Here is a 22,441-nt window from a genome sequence, read left to right as displayed (position 1 = left end):
AACGTGCGCCCCGGAGGCGGCGCGCGAGCAACCGCGCCGAGCCGAAGGGGCGCGCCGGTGCCGAAAGGGAGGAGCGAGGAGGCCCGAGGAACGAGGGCATCGGAGCGACGACCGTCGGCGCCGGGTCAGAGCGCCCCGGAGGCGGCGCGCGAGCAACCGCGCCGAGCCGAAGGGGCGCGCCGGTGCCGAAAGGGAGGAGCGAGGAGGCCCGAGGAACGAGGGCATTGGAGCGACGACCGTCGGCGCCGGGTCAGAGCGCCCCGGAGGCGAGCGCGCGAGCAACACTGCAACCATCCGGCCTCGTCGGTCCGTCATCGCAACGGGCCGGCGGGGCCGGGCCGCTTACCGGCCGGTGTCCTCCGGGGGCCCCGCGCAAGACCCGTGTATAAGCAGCGGATAACAGTTCGGTAGGCATTTTGTGATCAACAATGACGCAGCGTGGCGAAACAGCGTCACTCAGCGCCAGATGACCACGGTTTTGCTCCGTCATGTCGGCGATTGTCCGGATTGTTCCGACGCGGGTGCCATGCGGCGGCTGTTTGTCCCCCATCCCTGCACGTGCTGAAATTCCAGCTACCCCTGAATCTCTCGTGCCGGCCCGTCCGGCGACGGGTCAGGGCCCGGGGGTAGCGCTGGATTGATCCATGGCCGACAGTCGGCCGAGAGGTAGTTGTCGAGTGAGGCGTAAGCAGCAACCCGCCCCGCAGCGGCGCTCCGAGCCCCGCCAGAGCGAGCCGAACGGTACCCCTGCGGGCCCGGCCGGATTCTCCGCGTTCACTCCCACCGAGGAACGCCCCCAGGCCGCGGCCCCGACCCCGCCGAGCATCCCCGCAGCGCCCCGCAGCGGCGGCGGCGCGCAGGGCGGCGAGGGCGGTTCCGCCCGGTACGAGTTCCTCCGCCCGCGCAACTGGCGCGTGCCGACCCGCCTGATCGCGATCCTGCTGATCCCCGTGATCATCAGTCTCGTCTTCGGCGGTCTGCGAGTGAACACCTCGGTCGACGGCTACATCAAGGCCTCCCGCGCCGAGAAGACCGCCGAGCTGGCCAAGGCCGCGACCGAGCTCGCCGAAGCGCTGGAGAACGAGCGCGACAAGACGCTCATACCCCTGCTGACCAAGCAGGACCCGAACAACGAGGTCACCAAGCGCCGCGCCGAGACCGACGCCGCGCTGAAGGCGTACAACGCCGCCTACGAGGCCTCCGACAAGTCCGGTGAGCTGCCCCGCCGCCACGACGCCTTCGGGATCCTGGTTGCCGACCTCCCGCACCTGCGGGCCAACGCGTACAGCCCGGAGCTGTTCCTCAGCGCGACCGCGAACGCCTACTCGGCGATGTTCGCGCCGCTGCTGGCCTACGACAACTCCGTCGGCATGGGCTCCTCCAACGCCACCAGCAAGGGCCGCGCGATCTACGCGATGTCGCTGGCCAAGGCCTCCGCCTCGACCCAGCGCGCGCTGATGCTGCACCTGCTGGTCGGCATCGCGCAGAACGGCACCACCCGGTACGAGAACGCCGACGCGACCCAGCAGATCCTCGTCGCCGGGAAGCTGGAGCAGGTCTCCCTCAACGAGTTCAACACCGGTAGCGCCCCCGAGGACGCCAAGAAGTACGCGGACGCGCAGGTCGCCCTGGCCACCGCCCAGGACCGCTCGGCCTACAAGATGCCGAACGGCTCCGCGCCGACCATGCAGGGCCTGCTGGCCCTGGCCGCCGCGTACAGCCAGGCCGCCGCCGAGGGCCAGCTGCGGGGCAAGGCCACCGCCGACGCCGCGTTCGCCGAGGCGAAGAACGCCGGTCTGACCCCGGACAACTGGAACCAGGCCGCCAACACCCACATCCAGGCTCTGCGGAACACCGAAGTCGTCCTGCTGGACGACGTCCTCACCGACTCCCGCAACCTCAAGGACAACGCGCTCTACGACGCCATCCTCAACACGGTCATCGTCGTCGCCGCACTGATCCTGGCCGGCCTGCTCACCGGCTACGTGGCCCGCTCGATGATCCTCGGCATGCGCACCCTGCGCAGCGCCGCCCTGGAGATCGCCGACCACCGCCTGCCGGACCTGGTCGAGAAGCTCTCCAAGACCGACCCCGACCGGGTCGACACCTCGGTGACCCCGATCCCGCTGCACGGCAAGGACGAGATCGGCGAAGTCGCCCGGGCGTTCGACCAGGTCCACCAGCAGGCCGTGGCGCTCGCCGCCGAGCAGGCCCTGCTCCGAGGGAACGTCAACGCGATCTTCACCAACCTGTCGCGCCGCAGCCAGGGCCTGATCCAGCGCCAGCTGGCACTGATCACCGACCTGGAGAACAACGAGGCCGACCCGGACCAGCTGGAGAACCTCTTCAAGCTGGACCACCTCGCGACCCGTATGCGCCGCAACGGTGAGAACCTGCTCGTCCTCGCGGGCGAGGAGGCCGGACGCCGCTGGAACACCCCGGTCCCGCTGGTCGACGTGCTCCGCGCCGCCGCCTCCGAGGTGGAGCAGTACGAGCGTGTCGAGCTCTCCGGCATCCCGGAGGTCGACGTCGTCGGCGCCGCCGTGACCGACCTCGTCCACCTGCTCGCCGAGCTGCTGGAGAACGCCACCTCGTTCTCCAGCCCGCAGACCCGGGTGCTGGTCAACGCGACCCGCCTGCCGGACGGCCGCGTGCTGGTCGAGATCCACGACAAGGGCATCGGCCTCACCGCCGAGGACTTCGCCGAGATCAACGAGAAGCTGGCCGAGCCGCCCACGGTCGACGCCACCATCTCCCGCCGCATGGGCCTCTTCGTGGTCGGCCGGCTGTCCCAGCGGCACGACATCCGTGTCCAGCTCCGCCCGTCCGGCGAGTCGGCCGGCACCACCTCGCTGGTCATGCTCCCGCCGTTCGTCACCCAGGGCGGTGCCCCGCCGGAGCCCGAGGAGCAGTTCACCGTCTCCCGGATCTTCGCCGACCAGGAGCCGACCGCCCAGTGGGCGCCCGACGACCGCGCCCGCAGTGCCGCCGAACTCGGCTTCGACGACCACCTCACGGGTGCCGGCACCGCCGGTTCCTCCGGCTTCAGCCCGGCCCTGGAGTCCGTCCAGCGCTCGCAGCGCCTCGACCAGGTCCGCCGCGCGGCCCTGGAGAGCGGGCCGGACGCCGGAGTGGTGGACGCCGAGGTCGAGGAGGACTACCAGCAGGGCTACGACCAGTACGCCCCGCAGGGCTTCCAGCAGGGCGGCTACCAGGACGACCAGTACGGCTACGACCAGCAGGGCTACCAGCAGGACGGCTACGCCCAGGACGGTTACGACCAGTACCCGCAGCAGGGCTACGACCAGCAGGGCTACGCGGACGAGCTGTACGCCGACGACCAGTACGGCTACGACCAGCAGGGCTACCAGCAGGACGGCTACGCCGACCCGTACGGCCGCCAGGCCCAGGACGCCCCGGCCGGCCACCCGTACGCCCCGGAGCAGCCCGCGCTGCCCGCCGCCGAGCAGTCGCCGACCACCCTGCCGTCCGGGCTGCCGCAGCGCCGCCCGGGCGAGAAGCTGGCGGCCGGTGGCCCCGGCAGCGCGCCGGCCGGCGCCCTCCCGACCGGCGACAGCCCGAACTGGTTCGCCGGCGCCAAGGACACCTCGGTGCCCTCGGAGTCGCGCGGCCACGATGTGTCCTCGCTCGGCGGATACGGCCCGACCGGCCCGACCGCCAGCTCCCCCTGGCAGTCGCCGAACGACGGCAACTGGCAGCGGGCCGAGCAGCTGCGCGAACCCTCCTCCGCCGGGACCACCCAGTCCGGACTGCCGCGGCGCGTGCCCAAGCAGAACCTGGTGCCCGGCAACGCGAAGTCCACCCCGCAGGAAGGGCCGCAGGTCTCCCGCAGCCCCGAGGAGGTCCGTGGACGCCTCACCAACCTGCGCCGGGGTGTGGAGCAGGGCCGCAGCGTCGGCAACACCGGAAGCTTCCGGATCGACCCCGATCAGGTAGACCAGTCCGGCAACGGACAGAACCGCAGCACCGATCTCTTCGGCGGCTCGAACCACCAGGAGCGTTGAGTTGACCCAGATGAGCCAGGCCGCACAGAACCTGAACTGGCTGATCACCAATTTCGTGGACAACACCCCCGGGGTGTCCCACACCGTGGTGGTCTCAGCGGACGGCCTCCTGCTGTGCATGTCCGAGGGCTTCCCCCGGGACCGCGCCGACCAGCTCGCCGCCGTCGCCTCCGGCCTCACCTCCCTCACCTCCGGCGCCAGCCGGATCTTCGAGGGCGGCGAGGTCAACCAGACCGTCGTCGAGATGGAGCGGGGCTTCCTGTTCCTCATGGCCATCAGCGACGGCTCCGCCCTCGCCGTCCTGGCCGCACCCGACTCCGACATCGGCCTCGTCGGCTACGAGATGGCCCTGCTCGTCGACCGCGCCGGCGCCGTCCTCACCCCCGCACTCCGCGCGGAACTCCAGGGCAGTCTCCTGCACTGACGGTTCGTCGGATACCGTCCAGGTATTCGAAGTACCTCCGCGTCCTTCCCGGGCCCGCTTCGGCGGGCTCGGGTTCGGACGTTGTACGGCCTTCGCACCACCGGCTCCGGACTCGCACCGAAGCTCGCACCGCACCGCCGCACCCTGTGAGGAGAGGAACCGTGACACCGCCCGACGACCGCAGCGGCCAGTACGGCGTTCCGTACCCTGGCACAGGCCATGACGCCTTCGGAGCACCCGGCGTCGGCCACGGTCAGCAGTACGGCCGGCACCAGTACGGTCAGCCCCAGCAGCCGTACGCCCGGCCCGAGGAGCAGTACGGCCAGTACGACCAGTACGACCAGTACGCCCAGCAGCAGCCCTCCTACGGTGCCTCGGCGCCCGGCTACCCGAATCCGGCGCCCGAGCCGGTGCCGTTCCAGCCGGCCCAGGAACCAGGGCACGTCGAGGAGTTCGAGGACGAGCCCGACTCGGGCCCGCTGATCCGCCCGTTCGCGATGACCGGTGGCCGCACCCGGCCGCGCTACGAACTCGCGCTGGAGGCCCTGGTCTCCGCCGACGTCGATCCGCAGCGCCTGGCCACCCTGCTCCCCGAGCACCAGCGGATCTGCACGCTGTGCACGGAGGTCAAATCCGTCGCGGAGGTGTCGGCGCTGCTCTCCCTGCCCCTGGGAGTGGCCCGCATCCTCGTCGCCGACCTGGCCGAAGCCGGCCTGGTCGCCATCCACCAGCCCGCTTCCGGCGGCGAATCCGGAAACCAGCCCGACGTCACGCTGCTCGAAAGGGTCCTCAGTGGACTTCGCAAGCTCTAACGCGGCCGCCCCCACCCGCGCCACCACCTCCGCGAAGATCGTCGTCGCGGGCGGCTTCGGTGTCGGCAAGACCACGCTCGTCGGCGCCGTCTCCGAGATCAACCCCCTGCGCACCGAAGCCGTCATGACCTCGGCCTCCGCCGGCATCGACGACATCAGCCACGTCTCCGGCAAGACGACCACCACCGTCGCCATGGACTTCGGCCGCATCACCCTCGACGAAGACCTCATCCTCTACCTCTTCGGCACCCCCGGACAGGACCGCTTCTGGTTCATGTGGGACGACCTCGTCCGCGGCGCCATCGGAGCCGTCGTCCTCGTCGACACCCGACGCCTCGCCGACTGCTTCCCCGCCCTCGACTACTTCGAGAACAGCGGACTGCCCTTCGTCGTCGCCCTCAACGGCTTCGACGGACACCAGCCCCACACCCCCGACGAAGTCCGCGAGGCACTCCAGCTCGGCGCCGACACCCCCGTCATCACCCTCGACGCCCGCCGCCGCGACAGCGCCAAGAGCGCCCTCATCACCCTCGTCGAACACGCCCTCCTCGCCCGACTCCGCTGAGAACCGGTCCGAGGCCCATGGACTTCCCGGTCCATGGGCCTCGCGGCGTCCCGGGCGCGGGTTACTCGGTCGGCTCCAGCCCGGCCCGGATCAGGCCGTAGGTGTACGCGTCCTCCAGCGCCAGCCAGGAGGCGGCGACCACGTTGTCGGCGACGCCGACGGTGGACCACGTGGACGTGCCGTCGGTGGACTCGATCAGCACCCGGGTCTTGGAGCCGGTGCCGTGCTGGCCCTCCAGGATGCGGACCTTGTAGTCCACCAGCTCGAAGGTGGCCAGCGGCGGGTAGATGCCCTCCAGCGCGGTGCGCAGCGCCTGGTCCAGCGCGTTGACCGGGCCGTTGCCCTCGCCCACGGCGATCCGGCGCTCGCCCTTGGCCCAGAGCTTGACGGTCGCCTCGTTGCCGGAGACTCCGTTCGGGCCCTGCTCGCTGATGGTCCGCCAGGACTCCAGGGTGTAGAAGCGGTCCCGGCTGCCGCGCACCTCGTCGCGCAGCAGCAGCTCGAAGGAGGCGTCGGCGGACTCGTAGGTGTAGCCGAGGTTCTCCTGCTCCTTGACCTTGGCCACCACCCGGCCGGCCAGGTCCCGGTCGGTGGAGAGGTCGTAGCCGAGCTCCTTGCCCTTGAGCTCGACGGAGGCCCGGCCGGCCATGTCGGAGACCAGCATCCGCATGGTGTTGCCGACCCGCTCGGGGTCGATGTGCTGGTACAGGTCCGGGTCGACCTTGATCGCGGAGGCGTGCAGGCCCGCCTTGTGGGCGAAGGCCGAGTAGCCGACGTAGGGCTGGTGGGTGGAGGGGGTCAGGTTGACCAGCTCGGCGATCGCGTGCGAGATCCGGGTCATCTCGGCCAGGCCGCCCTCGGGCAGCACCCGGCGGTCGTACTTGATCTCCAGCGCGCCGACCACCGGGAACAGGTTGGCGTTGCCGACCCGCTCGCCGTAGCCGTTGGCGGTGCACTGGACATGGGTCGCGCCGGCCTCCACCGCGGCCAGGGTGTTGGCCACCGCGCAGCCGGTGTCGTCCTGGGCGTGGATGCCGAGCCGGGCGCCGGTGCGCTGGAGGACGTCGGCGACGATCTCCCGGATGCCGGAGGGCAGCATCCCGCCGTTGGTGTCGCAGAGCACCACCACGTCCGCCCCGGCCTCGTGCGCGGTGCGGACCACCGCCAGGGCGTACTCGCGGTTCGCCCGGTAGCCGTCGAAGAAGTGCTCGCAGTCGATGAACACCCGGCGGCCTTGGGAGCGCAGGAACTCGACGCTGTCCCGGACCATCTCCAGGTTCTCGTCCAGGGTGGTGCGCAGCGCCAGCTCCACGTGCCGGTCGTGCGACTTGGCGACCAGGGTGACGACGGGGGCGCCGGAGTTGACCAGCGCGGCCAGCTGGGGGTCGTCCGCGGCCCGGCCGCCGGCCCGGCGGGTGGCGCCGAAGGCGACCAGCTGGGCGTGGGTCAGCTCCAGCTCGGCGGCGGCGCGGGCGAAGAACTCGGTGTCACGCGGGTTGGCGCCGGGCCAGCCGCCCTCGATGAAGCCGACCCCGAACTCGTCCAGGTGCCGGGCGATGGCCAGCTTGTCCGCCACCGTCAGGTTGATGCCTTCGCGCTGGGCGCCGTCGCGCAGCGTGGTGTCGAACACGTGGAAACTGTCGTCGGTACGGCTGACCTCGGTCATGACCCCTGGTTCTCCGTTCGGGGAGGTTCGTACTGCTCTGGCCGGATTTCTGCTCCCGGCTCCACTGTCCAGGATCTCGCGCGCGGCTCCGGTGTCCCCGAGCCCTTCGTGGGGGCTCTCGGCCGGTCCGGGTGGCTGTGCTCCTCGGGGCGGTGCCCACGGTGTTCATGGGTTCCGCCCGGAAAGCAAAAGACCCCTCGCGGGTGCGAGAGGTCTGCGCGCGGGTCTGGACGCTCGTGGTCGCTCCGCATCGGGTCCTGCGGAAGCGGTCACTGCGGACCGGCGCGCCTGCTGCCGATAATCAGCGAAAGCGAGGACACGCTGGCAGTCTGGCACAGCTCCCCGGTTCCGGCCCGCCCGTCTCGCGATGCGAAACGCGGCAGGCCGGAGCCGGTGCGGCTGTTCGAGGATCAGACGATCTTGTGCAGCCAGTTGTGGGTGTCGGGGGTCTGGCCGCCCTGGATCGACAGCAGCGCCTTGCGCAGCTCCATGGTGATCGGGCCGGGCTCGCCGGTGCCGACGGTCCAGTCGGCGGCGGCGGACTTGACCGAGCCGACCGGGGTGATGACGGCGGCGGTGCCGCAGGCGAAGACCTCGGTGAGGGTGCCGTCGGCGTTGCCCTGCTGCCACTCCTCGGTGGAGATCTTCCGCTCCTCGACGGCGTAGCCGAGGTCGGCGGCGAGCTGGAGCAGCGAGTCGCGGGTGATGCCGGGCAGCAGGGCGCCGGACAGCTCCGGGGTGACGATCTTCGCGTCCTTGCCCTCGCCGAAGACGAAGTACAGGTTCATGCCGCCCATCTCCTCGACCCACCGGTGCTCGGCGGCGTCGAGCCAGACCACCTGGTCGCAGCCCTTCTCGGCGGCCTGCGCCTGGGCGACCAGCGAGGCGGCGTAGTTGCCCGCGCACTTGGCGGCGCCGGTGCCGCCGGGCGCGGCCCGGACGTACTCCTTGGACAGCCAGACCGAGACCGGCTTGATGCCGCCCTGGAAGTAGGCGCCGGCCGGCGAGGCGATGATCATGAAGAGGTAGGAGTTGGCCGGGCGGACACCCAGGCCGACCTCGGTGGCGAACATGAACGGACGCAGGTAGAGGCTCTGCTCCGGCTCGTTCGGGACCCACTCCTGCTCCTGCTGGACCAGCAGCTCCACGGCCTCGACGAAGGTCTCGATCGGCAGCTCCGGCATCGCCAGGCGGCGGGCCGAGGCCTGGAAGCGGGCGGCGTTGGCCTCCGGGCGGAAGGTGGCGATGGAGCCGTCGGCCTGGCGGTAGGCCTTCAGGCCCTCGAAGATCGCCTGGCCGTAGTGCAGGGTCATGTTGGCCGGGTCGATCTCCAGCGGCGCGTACGGCGCGAGCTGGGCGTCGTGCCAGCCCACGCCCTCGGTCCAGCGGATGGTGACCATGTGGTCGGTGAAGACGCGGCCGAAGCCGGGGTTGGTCAGCCGGGCCTCGCGCTCCGCTGCGGGCAGCGGGTGGGCGGAGGGCTTGAGGTCGAACGTGATGGGCGCCGGGGTGGGCGTGCTCATGGCTGTTTCCTTCACCGTGGGGTTGGTCCGGGCCGCCACCGTCGAATGAACGTTTCGGCGATCGAACGCCGGAACGAAGGCACGACGACACGGCCCACTGTCGATACTCGCATCCAGAGGGCCGTGCCGAACAGCTGCCCGCTCCTTCGAGAGCTGCAAGCTGCGGTTGTGCGGTCCGGCCCACCTGGCCGGAAACCTTGTCGGTCCGGCTCGTCAGCCGCCGGATACTCGGCCGGCGAGCGCGTCGCCGACCTGGGAGGTGCTGCGGGTGCCGGAACGCTCGGCGAGGTCCGCCGCGACGGCGGCCTCGACCTCGGCGGCCTCGGCGGCGAAGCCGAGGTGCTCCAGCAGCATGGCGACCGACAGCACGGTGGCGGTCGGGTCGGCCTTGCCCTGGCCGGCGATGTCCGGCGCCGAGCCGTGCACCGGCTCGAACATGGACGGGAACTCGCCGCTCGGGTTGATGTTGCCGCTCGCGGCCAGGCCGATCCCGCCGGTGACGGCGGCGGCCAGGTCGGTCAGGATGTCGCCGAACAGGTTGTCGGTGACGATCACGTCGAAGCGCTCGGGCTGGGTGACGAAGAAGATGGTCGCCGCGTCGACGTGCAGGTAGTCCGTGGTGACCTCGGGGAACTCCTTGCCGACCTCGGCGAAGATCCGCGTCCACAGGTGCCCGGCGTGCACCAGCACGTTGTTCTTGTGCACCAGCGTGAGCTTCTTGCGCGGCCGCGCCTGGGCCCGGCGGTAGGCGTCGCGCACCACGCGCTCGATGCCGTACGCCGTGTTCAGGCTGACCTCGGTGGCCACCTCCTGCGGCGTCCCGGTGCGCAGCGTGCCGCCGTTGCCGACGTACGGGCCCTCGGTGCCCTCGCGGACGACCACGAAGTCGATGTCCGGCGTACCCGCCAGCGGGGACTGCACCCCCGGGAAGAGGCGACCCGGACGCAGGTTGATGTGGTGGTCGAAGGCGAACCGCAGCTTGAGCAGCAGCCCGCGCTCCAGCACCCCCGACGGCACACTCGGGTCGCCGATCGCACCCAGCAGGATCGCGTCGTGCGACTTCAGCTCCGCCAGCACGTCGTCCGGCAGCGTCTCCCCCGTCCGGTGGTAGCGCCGGGCCCCGATGTCGTACTCGGTGGTCTCCAGCTTCACATCGGCGGGAAGCACGGCACCCAGGACCTTGAGACCTTCGGCCACCACTTCCTGGCCGATGCCGTCACCCGGGACAACTGCGAGACGAATGGTGCGAGACATGCTCGGACCCTACTCCGCCGTCCCAGGGGCTGACACCTCACGTCCATCATTCGGACACGTCCGGGTGAGTCCGGTGGGACTCCGGCGGCGCGTCACCCCTTCGAAGGAGCGCGTACGTCGTAGTCCGCGCGGGGGGCGCGCTTAGGGTGGCGAGGTGCGGGGTCACAGGCAGAACGGGGCGCGTGGGTGAGGGGCGAGCGGCGGCGGGAGCGGCTGGTCTGCGGGGGTGCGGCGGGGCTGGCGATGGGCGGGTACGCACTGGCGGCGGGGTTGCGCGGGCAGTGGCCGGCCGGGGCGGACGCGGTCGCGGTGCCGTACCACGCCCACCTGTGGGACCTTCTGCACGGTGAGGCCTCCGGGGACCTGCTGTTCAACTGGAACAGCGGGTACGGCGTCCCGTTCCTGGCGGACTTCTTCGCCTACCTGATGAACCCGTTCTCCTGGCTCACCGCGCTCCTCCCCCGCGACCGGGGCCAACTCGCCGTCCTGCTGGTCACCCTCGCCACCATCGGCCTCGGCACCGCCCTGATGGCCCGTCTGCTTGGCCGCCTGCACCCCGGTCCGGGCCGGCTGCGGGCGCTCGCCGCCGTCGGCTACGGGCTGTGCGCCTGGGTGCTGGACGTCGGCGGGGCCGCGCCGATGTGGCTCTGGGGCCTGGTCTCGCTGCCGCTGCTCGGGCTCGCCGCCGACTGGTGCCTGCGCGAGCGGCGCTGGGTGGCCGGCACGCTGTGCGTCACCCTGGCCTGGGTCGGCAACCTGTACACCGCGGCCCTGGCCACCCTGGTGGTCGGGCTCCTGTTCGTCGTCCGGCTCTTCGCCGCCCCGCTGCCGTTGCGCCACCGGGTCCGGGCCACCGGACGGGCGGTCACCATGGCCGGCACCGGGGTGCTGCTCGCCTCGCCGGTGCTGTTCGTCGCGATCCGGGCGGCGCGCGGCGCCCAGCCCGAGTCCCCGGTGGAGCCGCTCGGCCCGTCCGGCCTCGGCGGCCACCTTGCCCAGCTGCTGCCCGCCGCCCACGGCGGTCGGGCGCTGCCGGACGTGGCGATCGGCCTGCTCGGGCTGCTGCTGGTGTGCGGGCTGCCGTTCAACCGGCGGGTGCGGCCGCGGGAGCGGGCGGTCTGGTGCGCGGCGCTGGTGCTGGTGGTGCTCAGCTTCGTCTGGACCCCGACCGTCCTGGTCTGGCACGGCCTGGCGATCCCGGCCGGCGGGCCGTACCGGGTCGCCTTCGTGCTCAGCGGGCTGCTGGTGCTGGCCGGCTGGGTGTCGCTGGCGCACCGGCCGGACCCGCTCACCCTGCTGGGCGGCGCCGCCGTGGTCGCGGTGATCGCCGCGGTGGCGGCGAGCCGGCACGCGGTCCGCCCCGCCGACTGGGTGCTGCTGACGGTCGGCGGCACCGTCCTGCTCGCCGCGCTGTGGGTCCTGGACCGCCGGCACCCCGACCGCCGGGCGAATACGGTCGCCACCTGGGTGATCGGCGGCGCGGTGCTCGGCAACGCCGTCTGGTCCGGGTACACGGCGCTCGGCGCGGCGCCCTCCGGCAGCGTCTCCCCGGCGGCCGTACGGGCCGGGCACGCGGCGGTCCGCGCGGCCGACGACTGGCCGCGGGGCCGCAGCGACCCGGGCCCGCACGCCTTCACCACCAACGACCCGCTGCTGCTGGGCGGCCAGGGCGGCGGCTACTTCAGCAGCTACCTGCCGACCGTCACCGCCCTGCTGATGCACGACCTCGGCGCGGGCTGGACGGCCGGCGGGCGGCAGACCGCGAGCGTCACCGACCCGGTCGGGCAGGCGCTGTTCGCCGTCCGCGCCCACCTGGACGACGGGCCCCCGCCGTACGGCTTCGCCCCCGCGCGGGCCGCGGCGCCGCCGCTGGTCACCGTGCTGCCGCCGAGTGCCCGGCCGGAGACCTCCTCGGTCTGGTCCCGGCAGGAGTCACTGCTCGGCAGCCAGGTGTACGACGCCCCGCTGCCCGTCCCGGCCGGCGGTGCGGTGCCCGCCCTGCACGGCACCAGCGGCTGGTCGGTGCCGTCCGGCGACGAGGGCACCGTGCTCACCGCCGTCTGCACACCCGGCTCGACGGCGTTCTTCCACGGCGTCTGGTACCGGGGCACGGTGAGCGGGCTCGGCACCAGCTACCGCAGCGACGGCGAGCAGCCCACCACGGCCGTGGCGATCCACCGGCTGGGCACCGTCCCGGCGGACGGGGTGGTCCGGGTGACGCTGCGGTCCGACACCGTCAGCCAGGTCCCCGCCCGCCCGATCGGCTGCCTTCGGACGGACGCCCTGGACGCGGCCGTCGCCCGGCTCACCGCCACCGGCGCCACCCGGGTCGAGGCGGGCGGGCACACCGTCGCGGCGGACCTCCCGGCGGGCTCCACGGGTACCGCGCTGCTCTCCGTCCCCGCCGCCGAGGGCTGGACCTGCGCCGTCGACGGCGGTCGCGCCGCCGTGCCCACGCCGGTCCTCGGCATGATCGGCGTCCCGCTCGGTTCCGGCGCCTCCCGGGTCGCCTGCTCCTTCCGCCCGCCGGGCCTCGCCGAGGGCCTCATCGTCGCCTCCGCCACCGCCGCCGCCCTCGCCCTGGTCGCCGCCTTCACCCACCTCTCCCGCCGCCGCGCGGCACGGCGAGCGGGGACCGCATAGGAGCGGCCCGCCGACCGGTGCCGGCGGGCCGCTCCTGGTGACCGGCTTCAGGGCAGGGTGAGCACCTGGGCCCGCCGCTCGTTCGGGTTGAGGTGGTGCAGCAGCAGGAGCCGGGAGCCGTCCCCCGGTGCGCGGTGCACCGCGAGGAGGGTCCCCGGGCCGACGGGGGCCAGGACGGCCGGGGGCCCGGTGAGCCCGGCCGTGGCGGTGAGGGCCGGGTGCAGGACGTCCAGCGGGACGGCCGGGCGGGTGCCGCGCAGACCGACGGCGGAGTAGGCCTCGGCCGCGTCCGGCGTGCCGGAGGCGGCCGCGCCGGTCCAGACGCCGTAGCGGACGGTGCTGTGGCCCGGGCCGACGCCGGGCAGGGCGCTCAGCCGGACGGGCAGGACGAGCACGTCGCTGTCCAGCAGCGCGGTGTCGGTGTCGCCCCAGCGGGCGTTGAGCGGCTGGACGTCGAGTTCGGCTCCGGTACGGGCGTCGAGGGCGCGGGAGACCAGGACGTCGCTGCCGCGCAGCCGGTCCGCCTTGAGGATGACGTCGGTACTGCCGTCCCCGTCGGTGTCCAGCGCGACCCGCACGCCGTACAGCCCGACCGGGGTGGCCGCCCGTGCCCACAACTGCGCTCCCACGTAGAGCAGTTCGGGGTCGACGGCGGCACCGACCGCGCGCAGGTTCGCGGACCGCTCACCGGGGTGTTCGACGCAGACGTCCCGCGCGGGGTCGGCGCCCTCCCCCGCCTCCTCGGGGCGGATGCCCGCGCCCGGCCCGACGGTGGCGCCGCTGCCGGGCGGGCAGTCGGCCCAGCGGGTCCCCTCGCCACCGAGGGCGAGGGCGGTGACCAGCCCGGGGACCGCGGCGGGTGCGGCGCGGCCGCCGAGCGTGACGAGGGTGCCGTGCCGCGCGGTACGGGCGGCGGCGGTCGCCGTGAGGTCGCTCGCCGGTCGCGGGGCGGCGAACACCGGGACCCGCAGCTGCGGCAGGGTGTCGCCCGCGACCGGGGTCAGCAGCATCCGGCCGGAGAGCTCACCCCGGTAGGTGCGCGCCTTGCCACCCTGCACGGTGGCGATGGTCGGGTCGGGCGCGCGGCCCAACTCCCCCGGGACGGACAGCGTCACCCGCACCCGGGCGGTCCCGCCGGCGGGGACGTCGACCCGGTCCGGCGCCACCGCGTAGGAGGCGCCGGGCAGTTCGGTGGCCGCCGCGTAGCCCGTGCGGTAACTCACCGGCGCGTCGGAGAGGTTGCGGACCTCGATCTCGCGGCCGAGCGCCGTCGGCCCACTGACCTCGACCGGGCCGAAGGAGACCCCGACGCCGCCCTCCTCGGCGCCCTCCCCCGCCGCGTAGGCGACGACCGGCGTGCGGATCGCCCGGTCGACCCGGGCCCGCCCGGCCCCGGTGCGCTCGGGCCCGTAGACCGGACCGCTGTGGCCGTCGCCGAGGAAGGTGTCCGCGGCGGTGTTCATCAGCGCGGCCTTGAGCTGCTCGACCGACCAGTCCGGGTGCGCGGCACGGACCAGCGCGGCGAGCCCGGCCACGTGCGGGGTGGCCATGGAGGTGCCGTTCTCGCGCTGCCCGCCGGTGCCGCTGCCGACCAGGGCGGACCAGATGGTCTCCCCGGGCGCCGCGAGGTCGGGCTTGACCACGCCGGGCACGCCGATGCCGCGCGAGGTGAAGTCGGTGAGGGTGTCGGCCCGGGCCGGCTGGTTCTGCGCGACGGAGCCGTGCAGCGGGTTGCCGGGGGCGGCGAGCCGGACCCTGGTCGGGCCGGCGGTGGCGGCCTGCCGCAGCCGCTCGCCGTCGGCCCGGGCCAGCAGCGCGGCCGGGATGCGGTCGTTGCCCGCGATCTCGGCGAGGTGGTCGGTGTCGGCGGCGTACAGCACGCCGATCGCGCCCGCGTCGGTGGCGTGGTCGGCCCGCGGGCCGGAGTTGCAGGCCCGGTCGGCGTCGCCGGTCTTCCAGGCGAGCAGCGCGATCCTCCCGGCCAGCCGCTGCCGGTCGGCCTCGCTGTAGGCGGTGCAGCCGTCCGACTGGTCGGCGGGCAGGGCGAGTTCGCCGCTCACCTCGGCGGTGGACCAGCCCTGGTAGCGCTCGCTCCAGCGCGCCGGGACGACCCCGGCGAGGGCGGCGGGGCCGAGCACGGTGATGCCGTCCACGTCGGCGTGCCCGTGGACGGAGGCGGCGACGGTGATCGCCCGGGCGGCGGTGCCGGGGCTGCCGCCGATGCCGTACACGTCGCCCTCGTTGCCCGCGGCGGCGACCACGACGGTGCCCAGGGCGGCGAGCCGGTCGACGGCCAGCGCGTCGGTGTCGTCGTCGCTGCCGAAGCGGCTGCCGAGCGAGAGGTTGACGACGTCCAGCCGGTCGCCCAGGTCGCCGTCGCCGTTCGGGTCGGCGGCCAGGTCGAGGGCCTGGGCGAGCCGGTCGGTGGAGCCGTCGCAGCCGAACACCCGGATGGCGTACAGCTGGGCGCCGGGGGCGGCGCCGGGGCCGACCTTGAACGCGGCCGGGTCCAGCCCGGGCCCGTACGGACCGGCGTACGGGCGCCCGTCGGCGGTGACCCCGTACCCGGCGGCGGTGCCGGCGACGTGGGTGCCGTGTCCGTTGCGCACGCAGTCGAGCGGGTTGTCGCCGGGGTGCGGCACCGGCTGATGGTGCGGGGAGGAGGGGTCGGGGTCGTAGTCGTCGCCGACAAGGTCCTTGCCGCCGACCACCTTGGCGTTGGGGAACAGCGCAGGCGGCGCGGGCTTGCCGCGCTCGACCGAGCGGAACGCCTCCTCGGTGCCGGGGCCGCCGAAGTCGGCGTGGGTGTAGTCGATGCCGCTGTCGATGATCCCGATCCGCACGCCCTGCCCGGTGTTGCCGGCGGGCGCGGCGCCACCGGCCCAGACCTGCGGGGCGCCGGTCAGCGGGACGGAGTAGGCGTTGTCGCGCCGCTTGTTGACGATCGGGTGGACGGCCCGGACGCCGGGCAGCGCCCGCAGCGCGGGCAGCCGGTCGGCGGGGGCGTTGACGGCGAGGCCGGTGAGCAGGGTGCGGGTGCGGTAGAGCTCGCGGGCGGCCGGTGCCGTCCGGTGGACCTCCCCGGCGAGCCGGTCGAGCGCGTCCCCGGCCCGGCCCCGCTGGGCGGCACCGGCCTGCGCGGCCTCCCGGCGGACGGCCTCCGGTGAGCGCCGCTCCCGCCGGGCGCCGTCGGCGGCCCGCCGCCAGGCGGGGCCGGCCGCCTCGGTGACGAGTTCGAGCAGGACGGAGGCCGTTCGGCCGGCCGTCGGCGGTCCGGCGGCCGGTGGACCGGCGGACGCCGGGGCCGCGGCGAGCGCCACGCTCCCGGCCAGCAGGGCCAGGGTGAGGCCGATCCGGGCGGCGGATCGGCGGACGGGTGGCAGACGCACGAGGGACCCCTCCCCCGGCAAGGGGGAATGATCCGCATACCGAGGAGGTCGCTGACGCCCGCCCTCGCGGCCGTCGATCACCCTTCCGGGGGGCCCCAAATTAGGATCATCGCGCCGACCGGGGCGAGCGACTTCGCTCGGACGGACCGAGGTTGCACTCTACTGGGTGACAAACCGTCAACCCGTTCGGCCCAGTAGGCAGATGAACGCCGCCCGGGGTGCCGCTCAGTGGTGGCCGGTCACCCCGCCGTTGTCCCGGCGGTCCAGCGAGCGCTGCAGGGCGGCGGCGAAGGGGTTCCGCTCGGCGGCCCGGCGGCGGCGCGGGGCGCGGACGGGGGTGGCGGCGGGGGCGGAAGCGGCGTGACGGTCGGCGGTGGAAGGCATACCGGGCTCCTTGGAAGCGGCGCTGGGGAACAGCGCGGAGGTGAAGAGGAGGTGGGTACGCGCGGGAGCAGGGATCGCCTGCCCGTGAGGGCGCACGCGCACACGGGCCGCGCGCCTGGCTACAGGGGCGGCACACCGTATGGCCCCTCCACGGTACGACGGGGCCCCGGCCGTGTCTGCACGAATACTTGGATTTCCTAGTATCTGAGACGGCAGCCACCCGGGAGGACGCAGCAGGGCCCGGACCGCCGTTCGAACGGCGGTCCGGGCCCTGCTCGGGTCGGAAGGGTCAGCCCAGGTCGACCGAGCGCGCGAAGCGGGCGCCGATCTCGGCGGCGATCGCCGAGAGCACCTCCTGCGGGATCTCGCTGTCCACCGTGATGGAGGCGAGCGCGCCGCCGCCGTCACGGGCGACCTGCATGCCGGCGATGTTGATGCCCGCGTCGCCGAGGTGCTTGCCGAGCACGCCGACCACGCCGGGGCGGTCCTCGTACTTGAAGAAGGCCATGTGGTCGGTGAGCGCCACGTCCACGTCGAAGGCGTCCACGCCGACGATCTTCTGGATCTGCTTGGGACCGGCCAGCGTGCCGGAGATGGCGATCTCCTCGCCGTTCCCGAGCGTGCCGCGCACGGTGATCACGTTGCGGTGCTCGGGGCTCTCGCTGGAGGTGGTCAGACGGACCTCGACGCCACGCTCCTGGGCGAACAGCGGGGCGTTGACGTAGGACACCGTCTCCGCCACCACGTCCTCGAACACGCCCTTCAGCGCGGACAGTTCGAGCACCTTCACGTCGTGCTGGGTGATCTCGCCGCGGACCTCGACGTCCAGCCGGACGGCCACCTCGCCGGCCAGCGCGGTGAAGATCCGGCCGAGCTTCTCGGCGAGCGGCAGGCCCGGGCGGACGTCCTCGGCGATCACGCCGCCCTGGACGTTCACGGCGTCCGGCACCAGCTCGCCGGCCAGCGCGAGGCGCACCGACCTGGCGACCGCGATGCCGGCCTTCTCCTGCGCCTCGTCGGTGGAGGCGCCCAGGTGCGGGGTGGCGACCACGTTGTCGAAGGCGAACAGCGGGGAGTCGGTGCACGGCTCCTTGGCGTACACGTCCAGGCCCGCACCGGCCACCCGGCCGTCGCGCAGGGCGGCGGCGAGCGCCTCCTCGTCCACGATGCCGCCGCGGGCGGCGTTGACGATGCGCACGGTCGGCTTGACCTTGTGCAGCGCCTCGTCGCCGATCAGGCCGATGGTCTCCGGGGTCTTGGGGAGGTGGACGGTGATGAAGTCCGAGACCTCCAGCAGCTCCTCCAGGGTGACCAGCTTGACGCCCATCTGCGCGGCGCGGGCGGCCTGGATGTAGGGGTCGTACGCGACGATCTTCATCCCGAACGCGGACATCCGCTGGGCGACCAGCACGCCGATCCGGCCGAGGCCGACGACGCCGAGGGTCTTCTCGCTCAGCTCGACGCCGGTGTACTTGTTGCGCTTCCACTCGCCCTGCTTGAGCGCGGAATTGGCCGGCGCGATGTTGCGGGCGACGGAGATCAGCAGGCCGCAGGCGAGCTCGGCGGCGGTGACGATGTTGGAGGTCGGCGCGTTGACGACCATCACGCCGGCCTTGGTGGCGGCGGCGACGTCCACGTTGTCCAGGCCGACGCCGGCCCGGGCGACCACCCTGAGCTTGCGGGCGGCGGCAAGCGCCTCGGCGTCGACCTTGGTGGCGGAGCGGATCAGGATCGCGTCGACGTCGGCGATCGCGGTGAGCAGCTCGGTGCGGTCGGCGCCGTTGCAGTGGCGGATCTCGAAGTCGGGGCCGAGGGCGTCGACGGTGGCGGGCGAAAGCTCCTCGGCGATCAGTACGACGCCATTTTTCACAGTGTTAGCAGTGCTCACGACAGTGTTGTCCTTAACCTGTCCGGTTCCCCCGGCACGAAGGTGGCGTGGAAGGGCGGGGGAAGGTGGCATGCCGCGTAGGTAGACGCACGACGCTGTGGGCCTGACGCGCACTCGGAAGTGTATCGACGGGCTTGCTGCCAGGCTGCTCCCGTCCGGCGAAATCACCCGGACGGGAGCAGCCTACTTGTACAAGGCAGTTACAAAATACGGGGCCGAAACGGCTCAGGCCTTCTCGTTGACCCAGCTCATCAGCGAGCGCAGCTTCTTGCCGGTGGTCTCCAGCAGGTGGTCCTCGTCGGCCTTCTTGTACTCGTTGTACTTGGGCAGGCCCGCCTTGTACTCGGCGATCCAGGTGTTGGCGAAGGTGCCGTCCTGGATCTCCTCGAGGACCTTCTTCATCTCGGCCTTGGTGTCGGCGGTGATGATCCGCGGGCCGGTGACGTAGTCGCCCCACTCGGCGGTCTCGGAGACCGACCAGCGCATCTTCTCCAGGCCGCCCTCGTACATCAGGTCGACGATGAGCTTCAGCTCGTGCAGGCACTCGAAGTAGGCGATCTCCGGCTGGTAGCCGGCCTCGACCAGGGTCTCGAACCCGGCCTTCACCAGGGCGGCGGTGCCACCGCAGAGGACGGCCTGCTCACCGAACAGGTCGGTCTCGGTCTCCTCGGTGAAGGTGGTCTTGATGACGCCGGCCTTGGTGGCGCCCAGGCCCTTGGCGTACGACAGCGCCAGGGCGAAGGCGTTGCCCGAGGCGTCCTGCTCGACGGCCACGATCGCGGGGACGCCGCGGCCCTCCTCGTACTGGCGGCGGACCAGGTGGCCCGGGCCCTTCGGGGCGACCATGCAGACGTCGACGTCCGCCGGGGGCTTGATGAAGCCGAAGCGGATGTTCAGGCCGTGGCCGAAGAACAGGGCGTCGCCGGACTTCAGGTGCGGGGCGATGTCGGCCTCGTAGACGTCGGCCTGGATCGGGTCCGGGACCAGGATCATGATGACGTCGGCCTCGGCCGCGGCCTCGGCCGGGGTGACGACGCGCAGGCCGGCCTCCTCCGCCTTGGCGCGGGACTTGGACTCCGGCTTCAGGCCGACCCGGACGTCGGCGCCGGAGTCGCGCAGGGACAGCGCGTGGGCGTGGCCCTGGCTGCCGTAGCCGATGACCGCGACCTTGCGGCCCTGGATGATGGACAGGTCGGCGTCGTCTTCGTAGAACAGCTCGGCCACGGGGGCACATCTCCTTGCGTGATGGTTGCCGGGTATGCGGTATTCACCGTATTCCCACCCGGCGAGGTGCGGGGTCTTTGCTTCAGGGTTTGAGACGGCGCTGTTTACGCGCTGCGGTCGAGGGCGCGCAGCGACCGGTCCGTGATCGAACGGGCGCCGCGGCCGATGGCGACCAGGCCGGACTGGACCAACTCCTTGATGCCGTAAGGCTCCAGCATCCGGAGCATGGCCTCCAGCTTGTCCGAGCTGCCGGTGGCCTCGATGGTCACCGCTTCGGGCGACACGTCGACGGTCTTGGCACGGAACAGCTGGACGATCTCGACGATCTGCGACCGGGTCTCGTTGTCGGCGCGGACCTTCACCAGGACCAGTTCCCGCTGGATCGCAGCGGCCTGGTCGAGTTCGACGATCTTTATCACGTTCACGAGCTTGTTGAGCTGCTTGGTGACCTGTTCCAGCGGGAGGTCCTCGACGTTGACCACGATCGTCATCCGGGACACGTCCGGGTGCTCGGTCGGGCCGACGGCGAGGGAGTCGATGTTGAAGCCCCGACGGGAGAACAGCGAGGCGATGCGGGCGAGCACGCCGGGCTTGTTCTCGACCAGGACGGAGAGGGTGTGCTTGGACATGTGGTTCCTCAATCGTTCTGGGTGGGAGCCGGGATCACTCGGAGTCGTCGCCGAAGTCGGGGCGGACGCCCCTGGCGAACTGGATCTCGTCGTTGCTGGTGCCGGCCGCGACCATCGGCCAGACCATGGCGTCCTGGTGGACGATGAAGTCGATGACGACCGGGCGGTCGTTGATCTCCATCGCCTGCTTGATGACCGCGTCGAGGTCCTCGGGGCGCTCGCAGCGCAGGCCCACGCAGCCCATCGCCTCGGACAGCAGGACGAAGTCCGGGATCCGGGTGCCCTGGGCCGGCGGCTCGATGCCGTCGTGGTCCGGGCCGGCGTGCAGCACGGTGTTGGAGTAGCGCTGGTTGTAGAACAGCGTCTGCCACTGCCGGACCATGCCCAGCGAGCCGTTGTTGATGACCGCGACCTTGATCGGGATGTCGTTCAGGGCGCAGGTGACCAGCTCCTGGTTGGTCATCTGGAAGCAGCCGTCGCCGTCGATGGCCCAGACCGGGGTCTCCGGGCGGCCGGCCTTGGCGCCCATCGCCGCGGGGACGGCGTAGCCCATGGTCCCGGCGCCGCCGGAGTTGAGCCAGGTGCCGGGCTTCTCGAACCGGATGAACTGCGAGCTCCACATCTGGTGCTGGCCCACGCCCGCGGCGTAGATCGCCTCGGGGCCGACCAGCTTCCCGATCCGCTCGATGACCTGCTGCGGCGAGAGCTGGCCGCTCGGGGCGGCCTCGTAGCCGATCGGGTAGGTCTTCTTCCACTCGTCGAGCTTCTCCCACCACTCGGCGTAGTCGCCCTTGTGGCCGGCGTCGAACTCGGCCTGGACGGCGACGATCAGGTCGGCGAGCACCTCGCGGGCGTCGCCGACGATCGGGACGTCCGCCGGGCGGTTCTTGCCGATCTCGGCGGGGTCGATGTCGGCGTGGACGACCTTGGCGTACGGGGCGAAGCCGTCCAGCTTGCCGGTGACGCGGTCGTCGAAGCGGGCGCCGAGGGTGAACAGCAGGTCGGACTTCTGCAGGGCGGTGACGGCCGGGACGGAGCCGTGCATGCCGGGCATGCCCAGGTGCTGCGGGTGGCTGTCCGGGAAGGCGCCGAGCGCCATCAGGGTGGTGACCACCGGGGCGCCGGTCAGCTCGGCGAGGATCCGCAGCTCGGCGGTGGCCTGCGCCTTGATCACGCCGCCGCCGACGTACAGCACCGGGCGCTTCGCGCTCACCAGCAGCTTCGCGGCCTCGCGGATCTGCTTGGCGTGCGGCTTGGTGACCGGACGGTAGCCGGGCAGCGAGGTCTCGACCGGCCAGCGGAAGGTGGTGGTCGCCTGCAGCGCGTCCTTGGCGATGTCGACCAGGACCGGGCCGGGGCGGCCGGTGGCGGCGATGTGGAAGGCCTCGGCGATCACCCGGGGGATCTCGGCGGGGTCGGTGACCAGGTAGTTGTGCTTGGTGATCGGCATCGTGATGCCACAGATGTCCGCCTCCTGGAAGGCGTCGGTGCCGATCGCCTTGGAGGAGACCTGCCCGGTGATCGCGACGACCGGCACGGAGTCCATGTAGGCGTCGGCGATCGGGGTGACCAGGTTGGTCGCGCCCGGGCCGGAGGTGGCCATGCAGACCCCGACCCTGCCGGTGGCCTGCGCGTAGCCGGTGGCGGCGTGGCCGGCGCCCTGCTCGTGCCGGACCAGGATGTGCCGCACCTTGGCGGAGTCCATCAGCGGGTCGTACGCGGGAAGGATGGCCCCGCCCGGGATGCCGAAGACGGTGTCCGCGCCTACGGCCTCCAGCGAGCGGATGAGCGACTGGGCGCCGGTCATGGTCTCGACGACGTGCTGGGGAGCGGGAGCGGAGGCGGCCGGGTTGTCCCCGCGGCGGGGGGATGCGGCGTGCTCAGTCATCTGCCTGTCTCTTCTCGGGTTTTGCCGACCCGGCTGCGGGCCCCGGTGCTGCGAGGGTGGGGTCCCGGTCCGGGTCGATCGCCGGCTCTGCCTCAATCGTCCCGCTCGATCCGACGAGTCGGACGTT

General features: G+C 72.6%; 14 protein-coding genes. 5 read left to right on the top strand and 9 right to left on the bottom strand.

Annotated elements, in window-relative coordinates:
- The first annotated feature begins 677 nt into the window (after window positions 1-677).
- From ACZ3TI_RS14295 to ACZ3TI_RS14280, 4 genes are all read left to right on the top strand, one after another.
- Window positions 678-4,025, top strand: coding sequence for a nitrate- and nitrite sensing domain-containing protein (locus ACZ3TI_RS14295; RefSeq protein ID WP_465726494.1), 3,348 nt, complete (start codon window positions 678-680; stop codon window positions 4,023-4,025).
- A gap of 10 nt (window positions 4,026-4,035) precedes the next feature.
- Window positions 4,036-4,449 carry a roadblock/LC7 domain-containing protein gene (locus ACZ3TI_RS14290; protein ID WP_030291361.1) on the top strand — a complete coding sequence of 138 codons (414 nt, stop codon included), beginning with the start codon at window positions 4,036-4,038 and terminating at the stop codon, window positions 4,447-4,449.
- Between the two features lie 161 nt (window positions 4,450-4,610).
- The gene (locus ACZ3TI_RS14285; RefSeq protein WP_465726493.1) at window positions 4,611-5,261 is read left to right on the top strand and encodes a DUF742 domain-containing protein; all 651 of its coding nucleotides are present in this window, start codon (window positions 4,611-4,613) and stop codon (window positions 5,259-5,261) included.
- The gene (locus ACZ3TI_RS14280) at window positions 5,242-5,826 is read left to right on the top strand and encodes a GTP-binding protein (RefSeq protein ID WP_350526745.1); all 585 of its coding nucleotides are present in this window, start codon (window positions 5,242-5,244) and stop codon (window positions 5,824-5,826) included. Before ACZ3TI_RS14285 ends, ACZ3TI_RS14280 begins: the two co-directional genes overlap by 20 nt.
- A gap of 61 nt (window positions 5,827-5,887) precedes the next feature.
- On the opposite strand, the gene cimA is transcribed toward ACZ3TI_RS14280, so the two are convergent.
- The 3 genes from cimA to ACZ3TI_RS14265 form a co-directional block, all read right to left on the bottom strand.
- Window positions 5,888-7,492 carry a citramalate synthase gene (gene cimA / locus ACZ3TI_RS14275; protein ID WP_465726492.1) on the bottom strand — a complete coding sequence of 535 codons (1,605 nt, stop codon included), beginning with the start codon at window positions 7,490-7,492 and terminating at the stop codon, window positions 5,888-5,890.
- 410 nt (window positions 7,493-7,902) lie between these two features.
- Complete coding sequence (locus ACZ3TI_RS14270; protein WP_465726491.1) at window positions 7,903-9,015, bottom strand: branched-chain amino acid aminotransferase; 1,113 nt, start codon at window positions 9,013-9,015, stop codon at window positions 7,903-7,905.
- A 213-nt stretch (window positions 9,016-9,228) separates the two neighbouring features.
- Window positions 9,229-10,269 carry a 3-isopropylmalate dehydrogenase gene (locus tag ACZ3TI_RS14265; protein ID WP_465726490.1) on the bottom strand — a complete coding sequence of 347 codons (1,041 nt, stop codon included), beginning with the start codon at window positions 10,267-10,269 and terminating at the stop codon, window positions 9,229-9,231.
- A 186-nt stretch (window positions 10,270-10,455) separates the two neighbouring features.
- On the opposite strand from ACZ3TI_RS14265, the gene ACZ3TI_RS14260 reads away from it, so the two are divergent.
- A complete protein-coding gene (locus ACZ3TI_RS14260; protein WP_465726489.1) occupies window positions 10,456-12,912 on the top strand; it encodes a YfhO family protein in 2,457 nt (818 codons plus the stop codon).
- 47 nt (window positions 12,913-12,959) lie between these two features.
- Here the strand turns inward: ACZ3TI_RS14260 and ACZ3TI_RS14255 are convergent, their stop codons facing one another.
- From ACZ3TI_RS14255 to ACZ3TI_RS14230, 6 genes are all read right to left on the bottom strand, one after another.
- The gene (locus ACZ3TI_RS14255) at window positions 12,960-16,301 is read right to left on the bottom strand and encodes a S8 family serine peptidase (RefSeq protein WP_465726488.1); all 3,342 of its coding nucleotides are present in this window, start codon (window positions 16,299-16,301) and stop codon (window positions 12,960-12,962) included.
- Window positions 16,302-16,526: 225 nt separating this feature from the next.
- On the bottom strand, window positions 16,527-16,685 hold the full coding sequence (locus tag ACZ3TI_RS14250; RefSeq protein WP_465726487.1) for a hypothetical protein: 159 nt from the start codon (window positions 16,683-16,685) through the stop codon (window positions 16,527-16,529).
- A 289-nt stretch (window positions 16,686-16,974) separates the two neighbouring features.
- Window positions 16,975-18,555: a phosphoglycerate dehydrogenase gene (serA, locus tag ACZ3TI_RS14245; RefSeq protein ID WP_465726573.1), complete on the bottom strand. Its 1,581-nt coding sequence runs from the start codon at window positions 18,553-18,555 to the stop codon at window positions 16,975-16,977.
- A 243-nt stretch (window positions 18,556-18,798) separates the two neighbouring features.
- Complete coding sequence (gene ilvC / locus ACZ3TI_RS14240; protein ID WP_465726486.1) at window positions 18,799-19,797, bottom strand: ketol-acid reductoisomerase; 999 nt, start codon at window positions 19,795-19,797, stop codon at window positions 18,799-18,801.
- 104 nt (window positions 19,798-19,901) lie between these two features.
- Window positions 19,902-20,426 (bottom strand): acetolactate synthase small subunit, encoded by a 525-nt coding sequence (gene ilvN / locus ACZ3TI_RS14235; RefSeq protein ID WP_030057405.1) that lies wholly within the window; start codon window positions 20,424-20,426, stop codon window positions 19,902-19,904.
- Between the two features lie 34 nt (window positions 20,427-20,460).
- Entirely contained in the window at window positions 20,461-22,314 is a 1,854-nt protein-coding gene (locus tag ACZ3TI_RS14230; protein ID WP_465726485.1) for an acetolactate synthase large subunit, read from the bottom strand.
- Window positions 22,315-22,441 lie beyond the last annotated feature (127 nt).

The sequence above is a fragment of the Kitasatospora sp. NPDC023120 genome (genome assembly GCF_055560835.1).
The sequence above is the reverse complement of the archived record's forward strand: the minus strand, read 5'-3'. Positions and strand labels throughout refer to the sequence as shown.